Source organism: Gemmatimonadaceae bacterium (assembly GCA_035533015.1).
In the GTDB taxonomy this organism is placed as follows: domain Bacteria; phylum Gemmatimonadota; class Gemmatimonadetes; order Gemmatimonadales; family Gemmatimonadaceae; genus JAGWRI01.
In genome coordinates, this window is the sequence record DATLUQ010000046.1 from 1 (window position 1) to 17,168 (window position 17,168).

17 protein-coding genes are annotated in these 17,168 nt (G+C 68.6%); 5 read left to right on the forward strand and 12 right to left on the reverse strand.

Annotation, left to right across the window (positions count from 1 at the left end):
- The 3 genes from VNF92_08695 to VNF92_08705 all read right to left on the reverse strand — a co-directional run.
- Nucleotides 1-1,442: sodium:solute symporter (locus VNF92_08695; protein ID HVA57954.1), on the reverse strand; the 1,442-nt coding region annotated here is incomplete at its 3' end.
- The gene (locus VNF92_08700) at nucleotides 1,439-1,726 is read right to left on the reverse strand and encodes a DUF3311 domain-containing protein (GenBank protein HVA57955.1); all 288 of its coding nucleotides are present in this window, start codon (nucleotides 1,724-1,726) and stop codon (nucleotides 1,439-1,441) included. The genes VNF92_08695 and VNF92_08700, both read right to left, overlap by 4 nt.
- A 109-nt stretch (nucleotides 1,727-1,835) precedes the next feature.
- Entirely contained in the window at nucleotides 1,836-2,243 is a 408-nt protein-coding gene (locus VNF92_08705) for a lasso peptide biosynthesis B2 protein (protein HVA57956.1), read from the reverse strand.
- A 267-nt stretch (nucleotides 2,244-2,510) separates the two neighbouring features.
- Between VNF92_08705 and VNF92_08710 the strand changes: the two genes are divergently transcribed.
- From VNF92_08710 to VNF92_08720, 3 genes are all read left to right on the forward strand, one after another.
- A complete protein-coding gene (locus VNF92_08710; protein ID HVA57957.1) occupies nucleotides 2,511-3,353 on the forward strand; it encodes a hypothetical protein in 843 nt (280 codons plus the stop codon).
- A 299-nt stretch (nucleotides 3,354-3,652) separates the two neighbouring features.
- A complete protein-coding gene (locus VNF92_08715) occupies nucleotides 3,653-4,768 on the forward strand; it encodes an OmpA family protein (GenBank protein HVA57958.1) in 1,116 nt (371 codons plus the stop codon).
- 129 nt (nucleotides 4,769-4,897) lie between these two features.
- Nucleotides 4,898-5,392: a hypothetical protein gene (locus VNF92_08720; GenBank protein HVA57959.1), complete on the forward strand. Its 495-nt coding sequence runs from the start codon at nucleotides 4,898-4,900 to the stop codon at nucleotides 5,390-5,392.
- Between the two features lie 44 nt (nucleotides 5,393-5,436).
- Here VNF92_08720 and VNF92_08725 read toward each other — a convergent pair whose 3' ends face one another.
- The 4 genes from VNF92_08725 to VNF92_08740 form a co-directional block, all read right to left on the reverse strand.
- The gene (locus tag VNF92_08725; protein HVA57960.1) at nucleotides 5,437-6,090 is read right to left on the reverse strand and encodes a C40 family peptidase; all 654 of its coding nucleotides are present in this window, start codon (nucleotides 6,088-6,090) and stop codon (nucleotides 5,437-5,439) included.
- Between the two features lie 125 nt (nucleotides 6,091-6,215).
- Nucleotides 6,216-6,851, reverse strand: coding sequence for a 7-carboxy-7-deazaguanine synthase (gene queE / locus VNF92_08730; GenBank protein HVA57961.1), 636 nt, complete (start codon nucleotides 6,849-6,851; stop codon nucleotides 6,216-6,218).
- Between the two features lie 92 nt (nucleotides 6,852-6,943).
- Nucleotides 6,944-7,642, reverse strand: coding sequence for a 7-cyano-7-deazaguanine synthase QueC (gene queC / locus VNF92_08735; GenBank protein ID HVA57962.1), 699 nt, complete (start codon nucleotides 7,640-7,642; stop codon nucleotides 6,944-6,946).
- A gap of 9 nt (nucleotides 7,643-7,651) precedes the next feature.
- A complete protein-coding gene (locus tag VNF92_08740) occupies nucleotides 7,652-8,782 on the reverse strand; it encodes an aminotransferase class I/II-fold pyridoxal phosphate-dependent enzyme (GenBank protein ID HVA57963.1) in 1,131 nt (376 codons plus the stop codon).
- A gap of 178 nt (nucleotides 8,783-8,960) precedes the next feature.
- On the opposite strand from VNF92_08740, the gene VNF92_08745 reads away from it, so the two are divergent.
- Nucleotides 8,961-10,712 (forward strand): M28 family peptidase, encoded by a 1,752-nt coding sequence (locus tag VNF92_08745; protein HVA57964.1) that lies wholly within the window; start codon nucleotides 8,961-8,963, stop codon nucleotides 10,710-10,712.
- A 92-nt stretch (nucleotides 10,713-10,804) separates the two neighbouring features.
- On the opposite strand, the gene VNF92_08750 is transcribed toward VNF92_08745, so the two are convergent.
- From VNF92_08750 to VNF92_08770, 5 genes are all read right to left on the reverse strand, one after another.
- Entirely contained in the window at nucleotides 10,805-12,511 is a 1,707-nt protein-coding gene (locus VNF92_08750) for a methyl-accepting chemotaxis protein (GenBank protein HVA57965.1), read from the reverse strand.
- On the reverse strand, nucleotides 12,508-13,602 hold the full coding sequence (locus tag VNF92_08755) for an ABC transporter substrate-binding protein (protein ID HVA57966.1): 1,095 nt from the start codon (nucleotides 13,600-13,602) through the stop codon (nucleotides 12,508-12,510). The genes VNF92_08750 and VNF92_08755 overlap by 4 nt, the downstream gene beginning before the upstream one ends.
- A 181-nt stretch (nucleotides 13,603-13,783) precedes the next feature.
- Nucleotides 13,784-14,473: a dienelactone hydrolase family protein gene (locus VNF92_08760; GenBank protein ID HVA57967.1), complete on the reverse strand. Its 690-nt coding sequence runs from the start codon at nucleotides 14,471-14,473 to the stop codon at nucleotides 13,784-13,786.
- 32 nt (nucleotides 14,474-14,505) lie between these two features.
- Complete coding sequence (locus VNF92_08765; GenBank protein HVA57968.1) at nucleotides 14,506-15,597, reverse strand: agmatine deiminase family protein; 1,092 nt, start codon at nucleotides 15,595-15,597, stop codon at nucleotides 14,506-14,508.
- On the reverse strand, nucleotides 15,557-16,486 hold the full coding sequence (locus VNF92_08770) for a carbon-nitrogen hydrolase (protein HVA57969.1): 930 nt from the start codon (nucleotides 16,484-16,486) through the stop codon (nucleotides 15,557-15,559). The genes VNF92_08765 and VNF92_08770 overlap by 41 nt, the downstream gene beginning before the upstream one ends.
- 126 nt (nucleotides 16,487-16,612) lie before the next feature.
- Here VNF92_08770 and VNF92_08775 point away from each other — a divergent pair, with 126 nt between their 5' ends.
- Nucleotides 16,613-17,158, forward strand: coding sequence for a YaeQ family protein (locus tag VNF92_08775; protein ID HVA57970.1), 546 nt, complete (start codon nucleotides 16,613-16,615; stop codon nucleotides 17,156-17,158).
- Nucleotides 17,159-17,168: the final 10 nt, after the last annotated feature.

Here is a 17,168-nt window from a genome sequence, read left to right on the forward strand (position 1 = left end):
GCCGGCCTCGCCGTCGCCGCGGTGACCACGGCCAGTGCCGCGCAGTTCACCGCCAGTGCCACGATCCCCACATTGAGATCCTTCACCGCCTGAGGCGCCCACGGCGCGAGCGTGGCCACCGACGCACCGCTCAGCGTGAGATAGGCCACCGTCGCCTCGCCGGCCACGATCCCCATCACGGCGCCCATCGTGGTGACGAGCGGCCGCTCGCCCAGGCTCAACAGCAGCGCCGGGAAGAGCTGCGTGACGACGTTGTAGCCCATGAGCAGCAGCGGCACGATGGCCTCGCCGCCACGCAGCGTGAGCCCCACGGCGGCCAATGCGAGCACCGGCACGAGCGCGCGCGCGAGCAGCGACACCGTGCGGTCGGTCGCCTCGGGCACGGCCACGCGATAGACGTTCTGTGCCAGGATGGTCGCCGCCGTGACGAGGATCATCGAGCCCGGCACGAGCGCGGTGAGCAGCCCCGCGGCGCCGATCACCCCCACCCAGCCCGGCGCGAAGGTCTGCTCCGAAATGCGCAGCAGCGACAGGTCCCCGGCGGCACCCTTGAGCCCCGGCACCTGCAAGACGGCCGCGAACCCGGCGAAGAATACGAACAGGATGATGAGCTGGTAGAGCGGCAGGATCACCGCGTTCTTGCGGAACACGTCCTCGTGCTTGGCGGTGTACGACCCGGCGAAAAATTGAGGCCACATGTAGAAGCCCACCGCCGTGAGCAGCACGGTGGAGATGAACCAGGACGGGCTCATTCCGGCGCCGGGAAGCGTGAGGAACCCGGGGCGGGCCCGGTCGATGGCCCGGAACATCGCGCCGTAGCCCCCGTAGTAGTGCACGGGCAGATAGACGCCGATCACCACGGCCACGCTGAGTATTAAAATATCCTTAAAAGCGGCAGTCCATGCCGAGCCGCGAACGCCCGACACCACCACGTACAGCACGAGGGCCGCCGTGCCGGCCCAGACGGCGGCGGTTGGCGAGACGCGGCCGTACGACGCCTCGGACACGATGATGCCCAAGCCCTTGAGTTGCAGCACGAGGTACGGCACGAGCGCCACCACGCTCACCAGTCCCACGAGCGCGCCGAACGCCGGGCTCTCGTACTTGGACGCGAAGAAATCGGCCTGCGACACGAGCCCGTTGGCGCGCGCGTACCGCCACACCACGGGCAGCAGGAAGTACGAGATGGTGTACGCCGCCGCACCGTAGCACAGGATGTACAGCGCCGGCCCGCCCTTGCCGTAGGCCCACCCGCTGCCGCCGAGGAAGGTGAAGGTGGTGTAGATCTCCCCGGCCATGAGCAGGAACACGAAGATCGTGCCGAACCCGCGGCCGCCCACGCTCCACTGCTCCAGGTCCATCGTGTGGCCGCGCCGCGCCAGCAGACCGAGCGCGATGGCCGCGGCGAACGTGACGGCGAGGATGACGAGCGGCGCGGTCATCGCCCATCGCGCTTCCGGGCGCGGTCGAGCCGGTAGATCACCCCCATCACCACCGACGTTGCCACTACCCAGCCCACGATCCACGCCATCAGGAGCGGCAGCCCCAACACATACGGCTCCACCCGGTTGACGAAGGGAAGTCCGCCGAGCAGCCCGAGCATCGGGACCACGGCCAACCAGTGGTACGGACGGAAGCGCGTGGTATTCGGAGCGCGGGCGGGTGACTCGGGCAGGGTCGTCTCCTCGTGGCGGGCGGGTGAGCCGGCGTCGCGAGGGCGGAGCATACGGCCGGAAACGGCCAGGCGGAAGAGCACCACGGCCGGACGCCGGCGCGCCGTACCACGGGTCCGACAGCGCAAGTTTCAGTTGTCTTATACCGCACCGCAGAGGTCCCTACCGCTGCTCCCGCAACTCCTCCAGCACGGCCAGCGTGCTGAACCCGTGAAACCGTGTGTCTGCCTCGTTGCGGGCGACCCAGGCGTGGGCGGCGATCCCCGCCTGGCCCGCGCCCGCCGCTTCGCGCTTCACCCCGATGCACACGGCGGCCGGCACCCCCGCCCGCCGGAGCGTGAGGCACTCGGCTACGCTCTCGTAGAGACAACTGGTGCGCCAGCGTCCGCCGGGTATCCACGACAGCGCGCGCAACGCGCCACGCGCGGCACTGAGGGCGCGGCCCGGTTCGGGGCGCGGTACGGCCGGCGCGTCGGCCGGCAGCGACAATAGCTCGGCCAGCCGTTTGGACGCGATCCACCCCGGGGTCTCGAGCGCGGCGCGGATACCGGTCACCATACCCGCGCTCACGCCCGCGCGGTCCCAGAGGCGAGAGAGGCGATACCCACGTGGTTCTCCAAAGAGGCGAGGGCTGGGGCCAAGGATTTACGAATTCAATACCTCGGTCCCGACGATTCAGTTCGCGAGCGGCTGGCGCGGACTTCCCGGCTACCATACCATCGAAGCATGCGTTTGCACAGTCGTCTCGCACTGGGGGCGCTCGCGGCGGCGTGCGCGTCGGCGTCGCAGCCGGCACGGGTTCCAGCGACTGCCTCGCCGGGAAACGGTGCCGCGACCGTGCGGCCAGCCGCCAACCCCGCCCTCGCCGACTCGGTGATGGCTGCCGACGCGGCGCGCACCGACTCGGTGGCTCGGCTGGGCTACCTGGACGGGATGATGGCGACGCTCGCCCCCGACGTCGTGTACCTGCGCGGCGGACAGCCAATGGCATTCGGCCAGTTGAGCGTTCGCGCGATGCTCGCCTCGGCGCTCCCGGCCGGCGCCATGTCATTCCGCTGGCAGCCGGTGCGGGTGGGCGTGTCGAACGATGGCACGGTGGCCTACACCATGGGCATTGCCGCGTCGAGCTCGAGCGCCGGCACCCAGCACGCGACGGTCCGGCTGGACCGCTACATCGCGTTCTGGCGGCGGCAGGAGGATGGGGCGTGGCGCGTGCAGGCGTACGCCGAGATCGGGCCGCCCCCGGCGAAGGGACCGGTGCTGGTCAACGCCGGCGGGCCACGGCCGCTCCACGACTTCCCCAGCCGGGATTCGCTGGCGCACGTGCTCGAATCCACCGACAGTGTCTTCTCGGCAGACGCATTGCATCAAGGGTTGGCGCATGCGTTCGGGACCTTCGCGGCGCCCGACGCGATGACCTTTGCCGGGTCACGGTTCGTGGTGGGCCCCGCGGCGATTCGCGCCGAGCACATGGCGCCCGGCGAGGGCAGCCTCTCCTGGCGCGCCGTGGCGGGTGACGCGGCGAACTCCGCTGACATGGGATTCACGGTGGGGCGGTATACGTTCACCGTGCGGGGTGGGGTTGTCGGCACGGGGAAGTACCTCACCATCTGGGTTGAGCAGCCGCTGGGGGCGTGGCGGTACGTGGCAGACGGCGGAAACGCGGATCCCTCCCGCTAGCATTGTTGGCCAGTCCGCATGCATTTGGAATTCGTCAATACGAATTTCCCCGGCTTGACCGCAACCCGAATGCTGGTGACGTTTATCGAGCCAGGAGCCATGGACAAGGTGTTACGCACAAAGCTCTTATGGCCATTCCGGCCGGACATGTAGGCCGGCCGACGCGCCAACCGACACTCCCGGAGTGGAGGAAAGGCGCGCGCAGCAATGGTTTAGAACCATTGCCAGCTCGCGCGAATCGGCGCGGATTTGTGCACTTACTCCTTTGGAGATCGGTACGTATGCAACCAAGTCGCGTGATGATTCCAGCTCTTGCCGCACTGTTATTTTCATCCGCTGCCGCGGCGCAGAAGCCGGGGCCGGTGGAACTCGGTGCGTTTGGGCAATTCACAATCATGGACACCCCCTGGGCACTCAAGAACGGCTTGGGACTGGGTGGCCGCCTGGGCTACTTCGTGACCCCGCGCTGGGAACTCGAGGCTGATCTGAGTTCGTCCAGTCTTGGCGTGGAGGCTCCGCGGATCGGCACCGGCAACAAGAGCTATCAGACCTACGCCGCCCGCGTGACGTACAATCTGCCGGTGAGCGGAAACGAGGTCCTGATCGGCGTCGGGTTCGGCGGCGAGACCGTGGACGGTGGTCGCGACTTCTCGCTGTCGCCGGCCCTGGGATACCGCTGGAACCTGAACAACACCGTGTCGTTGCGGTTCGACGGGCTGGTGGAGTACGTCGAGAACCCGGCCGACGAGCGGTTCTCGTTCCCGACGGCGCCGAACGCCACCAATAAGAACGCCGCGCGTTCTTCCAACCTGGAGTTGCGCGCGGGACTGAGCTTCCGGCTTGGCGGCGAAGGGGCCCCCGTGGCAGCGCCCAAGCCAGTGGTGATCAACCAGGACAGCATCGACGCCGCGCGGCGCCGTGATTCGATCGCGGCCGCCGACGCAGCCCGTGAGCGGGCGCGGCAGGATTCGATCAACGCGGCAGCGCGGGCGCGGCAGGACAGTATCGATGCGGCCAACCGCGCGCGGGCCGAAGAAGCCGCGCGTCTCAAGACGGCCCTCGAGGCGAAGATCTACTTCGACTTCAACAAGTACGATCTGCGCGACGACGCCAAGAGCGCGCTCGACGCCAAGATTCCGGTGATGCAGGCGAATCCCAATGTGCGGATCCGCATCGAGGGGAACACCGACGAGCGGGGCTCCGACACGTACAACCAGGCGCTGGGCATGCGCCGAGCGGAGCAGGCGCGCCGCTATCTGGTGGACAAGGGCATCGATGCCGGACGCATCGACATGGTGAGCAACGGTGAAGAGAAGCCGGTGTGCACCGAGCACGAAGAGTCGTGCTGGTCGCAGAACCGCCGCGACGAGTTCGTAATCGTGGCCGGTGGCGACAACCTGATGCCGCCGCGGTAACTCGTTACCCGCATGGCAGTTGACGCGCGGGGGGCTCCGGCTCCCCGCGCGTTTGCCTTGCGCACTCGAGTTGCCCGGTGTGATCCGGTAGGGTAGGGTAAAGGGAAGGGGACGGGATCCGGAGGTGCTATGAAGAGACGCACAATGATGCTGTTGGCAGCGGCCGGGACGGCACTGTTCTCGGGGTCGGCGCTGGCCCAGGGGCGCCCGCTGCCGCCACAACCCCCGCCGCCGCGCACGCAGCAAGCCACGGCGGGTGCGGCCATTCCGCCGGCACCTCCGGCTCCGGCCATGCTGGCGCCGCGGGCGTATTATCCGAACGTCTACGGGCAGCCGGCCTTCTACACCTCGGTGCCGGTGACCGTGGCCTCGGACGGGCGGGTGTATGCCAACTTCGGGTTCGGTTACACGCTGGTGCCGCAGCAGTGTTCGGTGCAGCGACTCAGGCAGCGAGGCGATGGCGCGGGTACCGTCCACGGCCAGGTCGTGCAGCCCCACGCGACGCAGCCGGTGCCGCAGGGTGTGACGCCGGCGCCGAACCCGAACGGCACGTCGGCCGCGCAGCCGGAAACCGGTCCGTGCTGGACGCGCGCGCCGAATGGTTTGGTCGTGGTGTACCGCTAGCGCGCCAGGCGACGATCAGCGAACGGTGCGCGGGGCGAGGGCGATCAGCCCTCGCCCTTCTTCACACTGTCGGCGACGGGCTCGAAGATACGGCGCACGCCGCGCCATACCCGCACGAGTGCCTCGTTGCGGCGGTCGAACGTGGTCTCGATGACGCGGCCGGCAGTGACGCTGGCGTGGACGTACCGGCCGTCACCCACGTAGATGGCCACGTGGCTGGCGCCCTGCTTGGAGCGGCCGAAGGTGAGCAGGTCGCCGGGTCTGAGTTCGCTGGTGTCGCGGGGCACCGCCTCGCCGATGCGGGCCTGGAGCCGCGCGGTGCGGGGGGCCGAGATGTCGAGCAGGCCGAGCACGTACTTCACAAGGCCGCTGCAGTCGAAGCCCCGCTCGGGCGACGCACCGCCGCGCACGTAGGGTGTGCCGATCTGGGCGCGGGCGAGGGCAACGATCGAGTCGCGCATCGCGTCGGCCGACGCGGTGAACCGGGCGAAGGGCTTGGGGCCGTCGGTGGTCGCCGCGGCGTCGAGCAGATGACTGAGCTTGGACCCCGGGACCGCGATCGAGGTACGGGACGCAGCCACCGGTTCTGGGTCCTGAGCACGCACCGCCGGCACCCACAGGAGAGCGGCCGCGAGCGCGAGGCTGGCGGCACGCAGCGCGCGCGTGGAGCGAGTGGACGGAGCGAGGTGGATGCGCATGCCAGCGGGACGGAACGTGGCGAAACACGAAGCCAGGGACGGACCTGGCTACGGGAAAGGACAATGAAAGATGGCGCGGTTCGACGCGTGCGGTCAACCGGGGGAGGGAACCTTTGTGCCGGGAGCTACCGGATGCCCAGCGCTTTGTGTGTCTGGAGGCTCAGCCGCCACTGCGGGTGCGCGAGGGAGTAGGCGAGTGCCGCCCGCGTGTTGCCCTCGAGGTGCGGCCCGTCCATCGGCTGCAGCGAGAAGTGCGCGAAGTCGAGTGCCGCGTAACGGTCGGGTTCGCCGCCGGCCTGCGGATACACGAGTTTGAGTTCGTCACCGTGCGTGAGCACGAGGGGGGCGTCGGCTTTGGGGCTCACGCACACCCAGTCGATCCCGGGCGGCGCGAGCAGCGTGCCGTTGGTCTCCACCGCGACCTCGAAGCCGCGGGCGTGCAGGGCGTCGACGAGCGGGGCATCGAGCTGGAGCAGCGGCTCCCCTCCGGTGCATACCACGTAGGGGCGCCCGCGTGCGGCCGCAGTCCGCGGCCACCGGGCGGCGACGGCGCTAGCCAGGGCGTCGGGCGTCTCGAACCGCCCACCGTCGGGCCCGACGCCCACGAACTCGGTGTCGCAGAACTTACATATCGCGGCGGTGCGGTCGGCCTCGCGCCCCGACCAGAGATTGCAGCCGCTGAACCGGCAGAACACGGCGGGGCGGCCGGCGTGGAAGCCCTCGCCCTGCAGGGTGTAGAAGATTTCGCGGACGGTGTACACGAGAGAATATTACGGAGCGCCGGGGTCGAACGGCAGGACGCAGGCTCTCGGCGGACCGCTCCCAGCCTCCGGTTGCGGCGTCATTCGTGGTGTCAACCGCCGGCGTACCGCGCCGGATCCTTCACCCCAGCTTCGGCAAATCCCTTGAGCCGCAGCAGGCAGGCGTCGCAGTGGCCACACGCCGCGCCCAGTGCGTCGGGATCATAGCAACTCGTGGTGAGGGAGTAGTCGACTCCCAACGACCTGCCCAGCCGAATGATGTCGGCCTTTGATAGGTCGATCAGCGGCGTGCTGATGCGGATGGGGGCGGTGCCCTCCACGCCGCTGCGCGTAGCGAGATTCGCCATGCGCTCGTACGCCTCGATGTACTCGGGGCGGCAGTCCGGGTACCCGGAATAGTCCAGCGCGTTGACGCCGATGAAGATCCGGCGGGCGCCGAGCACGTCGGCCCAGGCCAGGGCGAACGAGAGGAAGATCGTATTGCGCGCCGGGACGTACGTGATCGGGATGCCGGCGCCCATCTCGGCGGGTTCGCGGTCCTTGGGCACCGGCTCGGTTCCGGTGAGCGCCGAGCCGCCGAACACCCGCAGGTCGATGTCGGCGATCACGTGCTCGGCCACCGCGTAAGCGGCAGCCACGCGGCGCGCGGCGTCGAGTTCATGCACGTGGCGCTGGCCGTAGCGAAACGAGAGGGCGTACACGGAGTAGCCCTTCGACCTGGCCACGGCCAACACGGTGGTGGAATCGAGACCTCCGCTCAGCAGCAGCACCGCCTTGGCGGGTTCGCTCATACCGGCAGGCTATCGCGTGGCCGCGGTGAGCGCGGCGTCGAGGTCGGCGATGAGATCATCCGCGTGCTCGAGGCCAACCGACAGCCGGAGCAGCCCGGGCGGCGTCTTGGTGTCGGGCGGTTCCACGAGAATGCGATGCTCGATGAGCGACTCGGTGCCGCCAAGGCTGGTGGCGCGCGTGATCAAACGCACCGCGCCGATGACCCTGGCCGCGGCCTCTCGTCCGCCTGCGACTTCGAAGCTGAGCATGGCGCCCGGAGCGCTCATCTGTCGCGCGGCCAGCGCGTACGCATGGTGTGACGGCAGGCCCGGATAGTGCACGGCGCTCACCGCGGACTGATGCGCCAGCCAGCCAGCAATGCGCCCTGCGTTCTCGGTCATCGCGCGCATGCGCCAGGGGAGCGTGCGGATGCCGCGCAGGGTGAGCCAGCAGTCGAAAGGTGACGGCACGGCGCCCCCGGTGGCCTGCACGGTGCGCACCCGCTCCCAGAACCCGTCGGCCTGCGCGGTCACGAGGGCGCCGCCGAGCACGTCACTGTGCCCGCCGAGGTACTTGGTGGCCGAGTGGAGTGCGATGTGCGCGCCCAGCTCGAGCGGGCGCTGGAGCACCGGCGTAGCCCACGTGTTGTCCACTACCACATGGGCGCCAGCGGCGCGGCCGAGTTCGGCGAGCGCGGTGATGTCCACCACGCGGACGAGCGGATTGGAAGGGGTCTCGACCCAGAGCAGTCTGGTGCGCGAATCCACGCTGCGCCGCACGGCGGCGAGGTCGGTCATATTTACGAGCGTGAGTTCCAGACCCCAACGGGCGAACAGTTCGCGCATGAGCTTGATTGTGCCATAGTACGCGTCGTCGGGGGCCACGACACGGGCGCCGGTCTCCAGCGCCTGACAGAGGGCCATGGCGGCCGCGGATCCCGACGCGAAACAGGCCGCATCGACTCCCCCTTCGAGCGCCGCGAGGCACGTTTCCAGCGCGTGCCGGTTGGGGTTGTCGTTGCGGGTGTAGAGGTAGCCGCTGGGCAGGCCACCGTCGGGGGCGCGCTCGAAGGTCGTGGAGAGCTGGATGGCCGGCGTGACGGCGCCGGTCGCGGGGTCGGGGGCATGGCCCGCGTGGACAGCGGTGGTCTCGATGTGCATTCGTGCGCCTGGGAATGGTAGGACGGTAGGACAGTCGGACGGCGTACCGCGTGACGATAACACGTTGACGGTTCCGATGCAGTTCCCCTCCTACCCGCCTACTCTCCTATCCCGATCAGCATCCCACGCCCCCGCCGCGTAGTCTGTACGTCAGTCCCTACCCCAACCGGAACGCCCCGTGACCCCCCCTCCTATCCTCCGGCGCGTGTGCGCCATGCTCGTCCTGCCCGCCGCGCTCGCGGCCCAGGAGCAGCAGCTTCCGCTCAAGCACAAGCCACAGCCGACCACGGCCGCCATCTCGGCCAGCGATCTCATGACGCGGCTGTACATCTTTTCCGACGACTCCATGCAGGGCCGCGAGACCGGCACCGTCGGGCACCTCAAGTCGACGGCTTACATCGCGGGCCAGGTCAAGGCGCTCGGCCTCAAGCCGGCGGGTGACCACGGCACGTATTTCCAGAATCTGCCTGTGTTCCAGCGGTCCCTCGATCCGGCCTCGACGATCGCGGTGGCAGGCACGCGGCTCAAGGCGTTCACGGACTTCGTGGTCAGTCCCGGACGCGGCGGTGATCCGCGCTCCATCGATGGCGCACAGGTGATCTTCGGTGGCGAACAGGGCGATACGGTGGCGCAACTCACCGCCGATCAGGTGCGCGGCAGGCTGGTCGTGCTCACGGCGCGCCCGGGCGGCCGGGGACGCGGGCGTGGTTTCGGCGGCTTCGGGCGCGGCCGCGGCGGCGCCAATCCGCTGGCCGATGCGGCCGGGATCGCGACGGTCGAGACGGGCGAAGCCTGGGACGCCGCGGTGAAAGCGGCTCGTCCGCGTGCGGGCAACGTGATCTTCAAGAATCCCGACGCCGCGCCGCTGCCGGAACAGGCGGCGACGCTCACGATCGACGAGCACGCGGCCGAGGTGCTGCTCGGCATGCCCGTGGCGCGGGCCACCAAAGGCGCGCTCGGCGCGACGGTCAAGGGCAACCCGAAGTTCGACGAGAAGCCGGCGCCGGCGCGCAACGTGGTGGCGATCTTGCCGGGCAGCGATCCGTCGCTCCGCGGGGAGTACGTGGCGATCGGCGCACATAACGACCACATCGGCATTCGCCAGGGTCCGCCGGTGGATCACGATTCGCTCCATCTGTACAACGCGGCGCGGTACGCCATCACCGGCATGCTCGCTCGCGGCCAGCGGCCAACTGCCGAGCAGCAGCAGGCGTTGGACAACATCCACCTCAACCTCGACAGCGTCCGCAGGCTGCGGCCCATTCGCCGCGATTCCATCGACAACGGCGCCGACGACGACGGATCGGGCTCCGTGACGGTGCTGGAACTCGCCGAGGCGTTCGCCAAGGGCAGGATCAAGCCCAGGCGGTCGATCATCTTCGTCTGGCACGTGGGCGAGGAGAAGGGGCTGTGGGGTTCTGAGTGGTTCACCGATCATCCCACCGTGGCGCGCGATTCGATCGTGGCGCAGCTGAACATCGACATGGACGGTCGCGGCGACGCCAGCGACCTGCCGGTGGGCGGCCCAACGTATCTGCAGCTCGTCGGATCGCACCGGCTGTCCACCGAACTCGGCGATCTCGTCGAGTCGGTGAACAAGACGGAGAAGATGCCGTTCGCGTTCGACTACCGGTACGATGCACCGGGCCAGGCCGACAACATCTACTGCCGCAGCGACCATTACAACTATGCCCGCTACGGCATTCCGATCACGTTCTTCACCACGGGCCTTCACGGCGACTACCACCAGGTGACCGACGAGCCGGAGTACATCGACTACGATCACATGGCGCGCGTGTCGCAGCTGGTGTTCGATGTGGCGGTGAAGGTGGCGGACCTGAACCATCGCGTGGTAGTGGACCAGCCCAAACCGGCCGATCCGCACGCGCGGTGCGTGAACAACGGGGCGCCGCTGGCGACTGGGAACTGAGAACTACGGTAGGAGGGTAGGAGAGTAGGACGGATAACTGCGTAACGCCGTCTACTCTCCTACCCTCCTATTCTCACCCGCCGCGCCGAACCTCAAGTCTTCAATCCGCCCACCAGTGCTTTGAGCTCCACGCTCTCCTGCAGCAACAGGTTACTCGACGAGGTCATCTCCTCGCACGCCGCGCTCTGCTCTTCGGTGGAGGCGTTCACCTCCTCGGCGGCGGCGGCGTGGTTCTCGGCGGTCTTGCCGATCGTGTCGAGCCCGGCGATGGCGCTGGCTACGGCGCCGGCGTTCTGCTCGGCGGCGGCCGACACGCCGCTGGCGGCGACCTTGGTCTTTGCGGCAGCGGTGCCGATCACGAGCAGCGCCTGGTCGATCTCGCGCGACAAGCGCTCGATCTCGCCCACCCGGGAGGCGCCCGTTTCCATGGCGCGGGCGCTCGACGAGACGCGCGTCGTGACCAGGCTCGTCATCTGGACCACGTCCTGCGCCGCTTTCTGTGACTGCTCGGCGAGCTTGCGCACCTCGTCGGCCACCACGGCGAAGCCGCGGCCGGCGTCGCCGGCGCGTGCCGCTTCGATCGCCGCGTTGAGCGCCAGCAGGTTGGTCTGCTCGGCGATCTGACTCACCGAGTGCACGAACCGTGTGATGTCGGCCGCGGCGGCGCTGAGCGCCGCGACCTCGCCGGCGGCCTGTTCCACGCCGTTCTTCACGTCGGCCAGGATGCCCAGGGCGCGTTCGATCTCGGCGCGCTTCTCGGTGGCCGAGCGTTCGATGTCGCTCGCCAGCGTCTGCACCTCATCGGCGCGAGCCTTGACCTGACCCGACGCGTTGCGCACGGTGGTGAGGGTCTCGTCCACGGCGTGGAGCTGGTACACCTGGGTCTCGGCACCGTGCGACACCTCCGACATGGCGTTGGCCATGTGGCTCGCCGACACCGCGATCTCCTCAGAAACCGACGAGAGTTGGTGCGCCGAACTGGACACGCTCTCGGCGGTGCGGGCGGCCGCCGCGACGACGCGCGACAGCGAATCGCCGGTGCGGTTCATGGCGTCGGCGAGAATACGGAATTCGCCTGGCATCTGGGCGGTGTTGCGCGCCGTGAGGTCTCCGCGGCTCAGCCGCTCGGCGTGGCCCACCAGTGCCGAGAGGGGGCGGCTCACCGATCCCACCGTGACCACGACCACCGTGACGCCGATGACCACGGCCAGACCGATGAGCACGAGCAGCAGGTTCGCCCGGCGCTTGGTGTCGGATGCGAGTGAGGCCGCGGCGGTGGCAACCTTCTGTGACTTGAGTTGGGCGAGGCGATTGATGTTGGCGAGCAGGGGGTCGACGACGGCACGGGCGCTTGCGGCCTCCTGATGCGCCTCGGCGGTGCGGCCGAGGTCGGCCAGGCGGTGCGCCAGGGTGTACTTGATCTCGAGGTCCGACAATCGCGCATCGATCGTCGCGAGCACGCCGATCTCCGTTGCGGTCTGTCCCGGGCGGTCGTTCATCTGGCGCTGGATGGCGTGCGCCGCCCAGCCCTCGTCGCGGAACACCCGCTCCGACGTCGTGTCGCGGCTCTCCAGATATTGGGCGCCGGCCTCGATCGTCTGCGCGACGTCGGCCGAGAGTTGCGCGGCCAGCCGCGATTCTTCCTGCACGCCGGAGAGCGTGGCGGTCATGTTGTCGGCCAGGGTGGACATCGAGCTGCGGGCCATGGCGCCGGCCATGACGAGCAGTGCGACGAGAATGCCGAAACCACCCCAGAGGCGGCCGCCGATCGTGCCCAGCTCGCCGAGCGACAGCTTCATGGCGAGCCCTCCACCACTCGGAGCGCTCCATTGTGGATCATGGTCATCACCACCGTCTTGCCCACCGGATCGCCGTTGGCCCCGAAGTAGATATTGCCGGTGACGCCCTTGAATGCCGACGCCGCGTTCAGTCCAGCGAGATAATCACGGATTTTGGCGCGGTCGGGGCCCACCCGGGTGAGCGCCTCGTAGAGCAGGTTCGTGGCGTCGTAGGCGAGCGCCGCGTTGCCGTCGGGGGTGAGGCCGAACTTGGCGCGGAACTCGTGCACGAACTTCTGCGCTCCCGGATCGGGGTTCTCGGCGCTGAACGGCGCGCCCACGAACACGCCTTCGGCGCTCGTCGTGTCCACGGACAGCCCGGTCCATCCGTCGCCGCCGAGCAGCGTCACGCCGAACTTCTGGCGGCGCACTTCGTTCACGAAGGCGCGGCCCGACGCGTCGGTGCCGGCCACGAAGACGAGATCCGGATTCTCGCCTTTGATGTACGACACGTACGGCTCGAAGTTCTGGGAATCGGCGGCGATCGGGTCGAAGCTGAGGACGGTCCCCGTGAAGTTCCGGCGGAACGCATCGGCGAGACCGCGCCCGTAGGCGTTGTTCTCGTAGAGCACGGCGGCGCGACGCTCGCCCAGGCGCGTGCCCGCGAACTTGGCCATGTGCAACCCGTTCATCGAGTCGCTCGAGATCACGCGGAACACCCAGGGTGAGATGCCGGTGAGCGCGGGCGACGTGGCCGTGGTGGCCATCGAGACCAGGTGGCCGGCGTCGTAGATCTTGGCCGCGGCGACTTCGGTGCCGGAATTCACGTGGCCGATCACGGCGACGACAGCGGGATCGGTCACGAAATGGTGGGCGATGTTCGTGGCTTCCTCGCCGTCCGCGTGGTCGTTCTGCCAATCGATCTCGACGGGATGCTGGGCGTAGTCAGGGCGTGCCTTGATCTGGTCGTAGGCGAGTTCGATGCCGCGCCGGTTCATCGCACCGTACGCCTCATCCCACGGACCGGCCGCTCCGAACCGCACGACCGCCCCGGAGCCGGAGCCGCCGCAGGCGATCAGCAGCAGACTGAAGAGAGGGAGGAGCCTTTTCACGAGAGGAAGGGGGACGACGGTAGGGAAGGGCGAAGCATGGCGTCGTCGCCATCGGTGCTGGGTATGCTACAGGGTACTTCTGTAGTGGACCCAATGTAACCAACTTCACCGACGGCGGCACGGGCGCCGGGGTCGACAGTTCCGGCAGCGACGGTCACGATGACCGCGCCGTGGCCGGGTGCTACTGGGCGGTCTTGAATACGCCGCGGAGGAACACGAGCGTACGCGTCCAGGCCGCCTCGGCGGCGACCTTGTTGTATGCCGTGGGCCGTGTGTCGTTGAAGAAGGCGTGCCCCGCGTCGTACCAATGGACATTGAACGTCTTGCCGGCGGCGTGCGCCTTGGCGACCATCGCCTCCACCTGCGCGGCGGGGATCGACTGGTCGCTCTTGCCGAAATGCGCGAGCACGGGGCCGGAGAGTTGTGTGACGTCGGGGTCCACCTTGGGATGGATGCCGTAGAAGTCCACGGCGGCGCCGACCAGATCAGGGTGTGCGCAGGCCGCGAACAGCGCCAACTGACCCCCCATGCAGAAGCCCAGGGCCGCGACCTGGCGCGAGGTGACGTCGTCGCGGCTCAACAGGTACTTCGCCGCGCCGCGCATGTCGTTGCCGGCTTCGGCGATGTTGAGCGCCATGAGCAGCTTGCCGGCGTCGTCGGGGCTCTTGGTGACCGTGCCGTGATACAGGTCGGGCGCGAGCGCCACGAACCCCTGGGCGGCGAACCGATCGACGAGGTCCTTGATGTGGTCCACGAGGCCCCACCACTCCTGGATGACGAGCAGCCCCGGCCCCGAGCCGAGCGGCGGCGTGGCGAGGTACCCGGACCCGTCGCGTCCGTTGATCGGGAAGGTGACCATCTTGCCGGCCATAGCGCACTCCTTGTTGCGAGAAACCGTCCGCGCTACCTGCCGCGCACCTGCTGTTGCGTGAGGCAATGCAGCGTGCCGAGACCCCACACCAGATCGACGGCGTGGATGCCGACCACGCGATGAGCGGGAAAGATCTCGGCGAGAATGTTGAGCGCGACGCGATCGTTGGGGTCATTGAAGGTGGGGACGATCACGACGTCATTGGCAATGTAGAAGTTGGCGTAGCTCGCCGGCAGCCGCACGCCGTCCATCATCACCGGGCGCGGGTACGGCATCTTGATGACGGTGAAGTCGCCCTTCCTGCCGCCCGCCGCCTCGAGCCGCTTCAAGTTGTCCACGGAGCGGAGGTGGTTATCGTCGGATGGGTCTTCCTCGTAGGCGAGCAGGACCACGTCGTGGGCGGCGAACCGCGCCACGTCGTCCACGTGCCCATGGGTGTCGTCCCCCACGCACCCCTCACCCAGCCAGATCGTCTTGCGAATGCCCAGCCACTCGGCGAATGCCCGTTCGTACGCGGCGCGCGTCATTCCCGGATTGCGCGCCTGCACGTCGGAGAGCAGGCACTCCTCGGTCACGAGCAGCGTCCCGCGGCCGTCGGTATCGATAGCGCCGCCCTCGAGCACCATCGGTGCGCCGTCGGGGCGCGTGGCCGCCGTGCGGGGCACGCCCGAGAGGCGCGCGATGGCCGCTCCCACTTTGCGGTCGCGGGAGAAGTTGTCGTATTTCGCCCAGGCGTTGAACGCCCAGTTCATCCACTCGGCGCTGCCGTCCGGCCGGACGACCGACGTGGGAGCGGAGTCGCGCAGCCACACGCGGTCGGTGGGCACCAGGTGCAGCCGGACGTTGGCGGTGACCCCGTGTGCCGCCAGAAAGGCCCGCGCCCGTGCGCGCACGTTTTCGTTGTGGCACAGGATCTCCACTGGCTCGCACGCCGCCAGTACGCGCGCGATCTCGGCGTACACCCAGTGCACCGCCTCGAGCTTGCCGGGCCAGTCGGGCTCGTGATGCGGCCACGCGATCCACGTTGCGACGTGCGGCTCCCACTCGGCGGGGAACCGGCGCTGCGAGGTGGGCGTGGTGCGTTTACGAACCGAGGTAGCGCTGGAGGATCGGGGCGTAGGCATCGATGCGGCGGTCGCGGAGAAACGGCCAGTTGCGGCGCGTTTCCTCGATCAGTGTGGGATCGCACGTCGCAATCAACACCGCAGGGTCCGTACCGGCGTCGGCGACGAGGCGACCGAAGGGGTCGCTGATGAATGAATGCCCGAAGAACTCGAGACCCGCGGTGCCAGGCTCCGCTTCGAAGCCCACGCGGTTGGGCGACGCGACGTACACGCCATTGGCGATGGCGTGCGCGCGCTGCGCGGTGCGCCACGCATCTACCTGCGTCGCGCCGAACTCGGCCTTCTCGGCCGGATGCCAGCCGATCGCGGTGGGATAGAACAGCACGTCCGCCCCGAGCAGCGCGGTGATGCGGGCCGCCTCGGGGTACCACTGGTCCCAGCAGATGAGCACGCCGACGTTGGCGTAGCGCGTCTTCCAGACCTTGAAGCCCGTGGCCTGCGCCGCCACGCGCGCATCGAGCGTCGCATCGGGTGTGCCATCACCGGGTGTGAAGTAGTACTTCTCCAGATAGAGCGGGTCGTCGGGAATGTGCATCTTGCGATACACCCCGAGCAGCGATCCGTCGGCGTCGATAACGGCCGCCGAGTTGCGGTACACCCCGGGCGCCTGCTTCTCGAACAGTGGCACCACGATAACGACCGCCAGCTCCCGGGCCAGGCGCTGCATCGCGTCGGTGGTCGGGCCCGGAATCGGCTCGGCGATGTTGAATCGCTCGGCGTGCTCGACCTTGCAGAAGTAGGGCGCGTTGAAGAGTTCCTTGAGGCAGATGATCTGCGCTCCGCGCGCAGCCGCATCGCGGACGCGCGCCGTGGCCGCGGTCAACGCCGCCTTGGGATCAGCGACTGCTGCGTCCTGGATGATGCCCACGGTGAAAGGCTGCCTACTCATGCGGGAAAGTTGCAGTCGCCGGACACCGGCAGGAAGGGTGTGGGGCAAGATCGCCGGGTGGCCGGCCGGCAGCGGCCGGGCCCCGACTATGTTGAGGAACGTCCATCAATCGACTCGTCCCCCGCCATGGCTCTCTCCGCCACGATCTACAATTTCGAGATTCAGCTCGCCGACGTGGACCGCGGCGTGTACGAGTCGCTCGCCTTCAAGGTTGCCCAGCATCCGTCGGAGACGTCCGAATATCTGCTCACGCGTGTCATTGCGTACTGCCTGGAGTATCAGGAAGGCATTGCCTTTTCCAAAGGGCTGGCGGAGCCCGACGAGCCAGCGGTCGTGGTACGTGACCTCACCGGCGCGTTGCGGGCGTGGATCGAGATCGGAACGCCCGATGCGGCGCGCCTCCATCGGGCGAGCAAAGCCGCGCCGCGGGTGGCCGTGTACACACACCGGGACCCGCGGGCGCTCGTGCGGCAACTGAGCGGCCAACGCATCCACCGGCGCGAGGCGATCGACGTGCACGGCGTGGACTTCGAGCTACTCGCCGCACTGGCTGAGCGCCTCGAACGCCGGATGAAGTTCGACCTGTCAGCCACCGGCGGCGAACTGTACCTCACGCTGGGCGACCGCACGCTCACCGGCCCGGTGTCGCGGCACTCGCTGGCCGAAGGGTGACCGTGCCCGG

Coding starts and splice junctions, on each gene's coding strand:
- VNF92_08740 (HVA57963.1), bottom strand. CDS start 8,782: ATGCACATCGAGACCACCGCTGTCCACGCGGGCCATGCCCCCGACCCC.
- VNF92_08720 (HVA57959.1), top strand. CDS start 4,898: ATGAAGAGACGCACAATGATGCTGTTGGCAGCGGCCGGGACGGCACTG.
- VNF92_08765 (HVA57968.1), bottom strand. CDS start 15,597: ATGCCTACGCCCCGATCCTCCAGCGCTACCTCGGTTCGTAAACGCACC.
- queC (HVA57962.1), bottom strand. CDS start 7,642: ATGAGCGAACCCGCCAAGGCGGTGCTGCTGCTGAGCGGAGGTCTCGAT.
- VNF92_08715 (HVA57958.1), top strand. CDS start 3,653: ATGATTCCAGCTCTTGCCGCACTGTTATTTTCATCCGCTGCCGCGGCG.
- VNF92_08750 (HVA57965.1), bottom strand. CDS start 12,511: ATGAAGCTGTCGCTCGGCGAGCTGGGCACGATCGGCGGCCGCCTCTGG.
- VNF92_08775 (HVA57970.1), top strand. CDS start 16,613: ATGGCTCTCTCCGCCACGATCTACAATTTCGAGATTCAGCTCGCCGAC.
- VNF92_08700 (HVA57955.1), bottom strand. CDS start 1,726: ATGCTCCGCCCTCGCGACGCCGGCTCACCCGCCCGCCACGAGGAGACG.
- VNF92_08760 (HVA57967.1), bottom strand. CDS start 14,473: ATGGCCGGCAAGATGGTCACCTTCCCGATCAACGGACGCGACGGGTCC.
- VNF92_08725 (HVA57960.1), bottom strand. CDS start 6,090: ATGCGCATCCACCTCGCTCCGTCCACTCGCTCCACGCGCGCGCTGCGT.
- VNF92_08770 (HVA57969.1), bottom strand. CDS start 16,486: ATGAGTAGGCAGCCTTTCACCGTGGGCATCATCCAGGACGCAGCAGTC.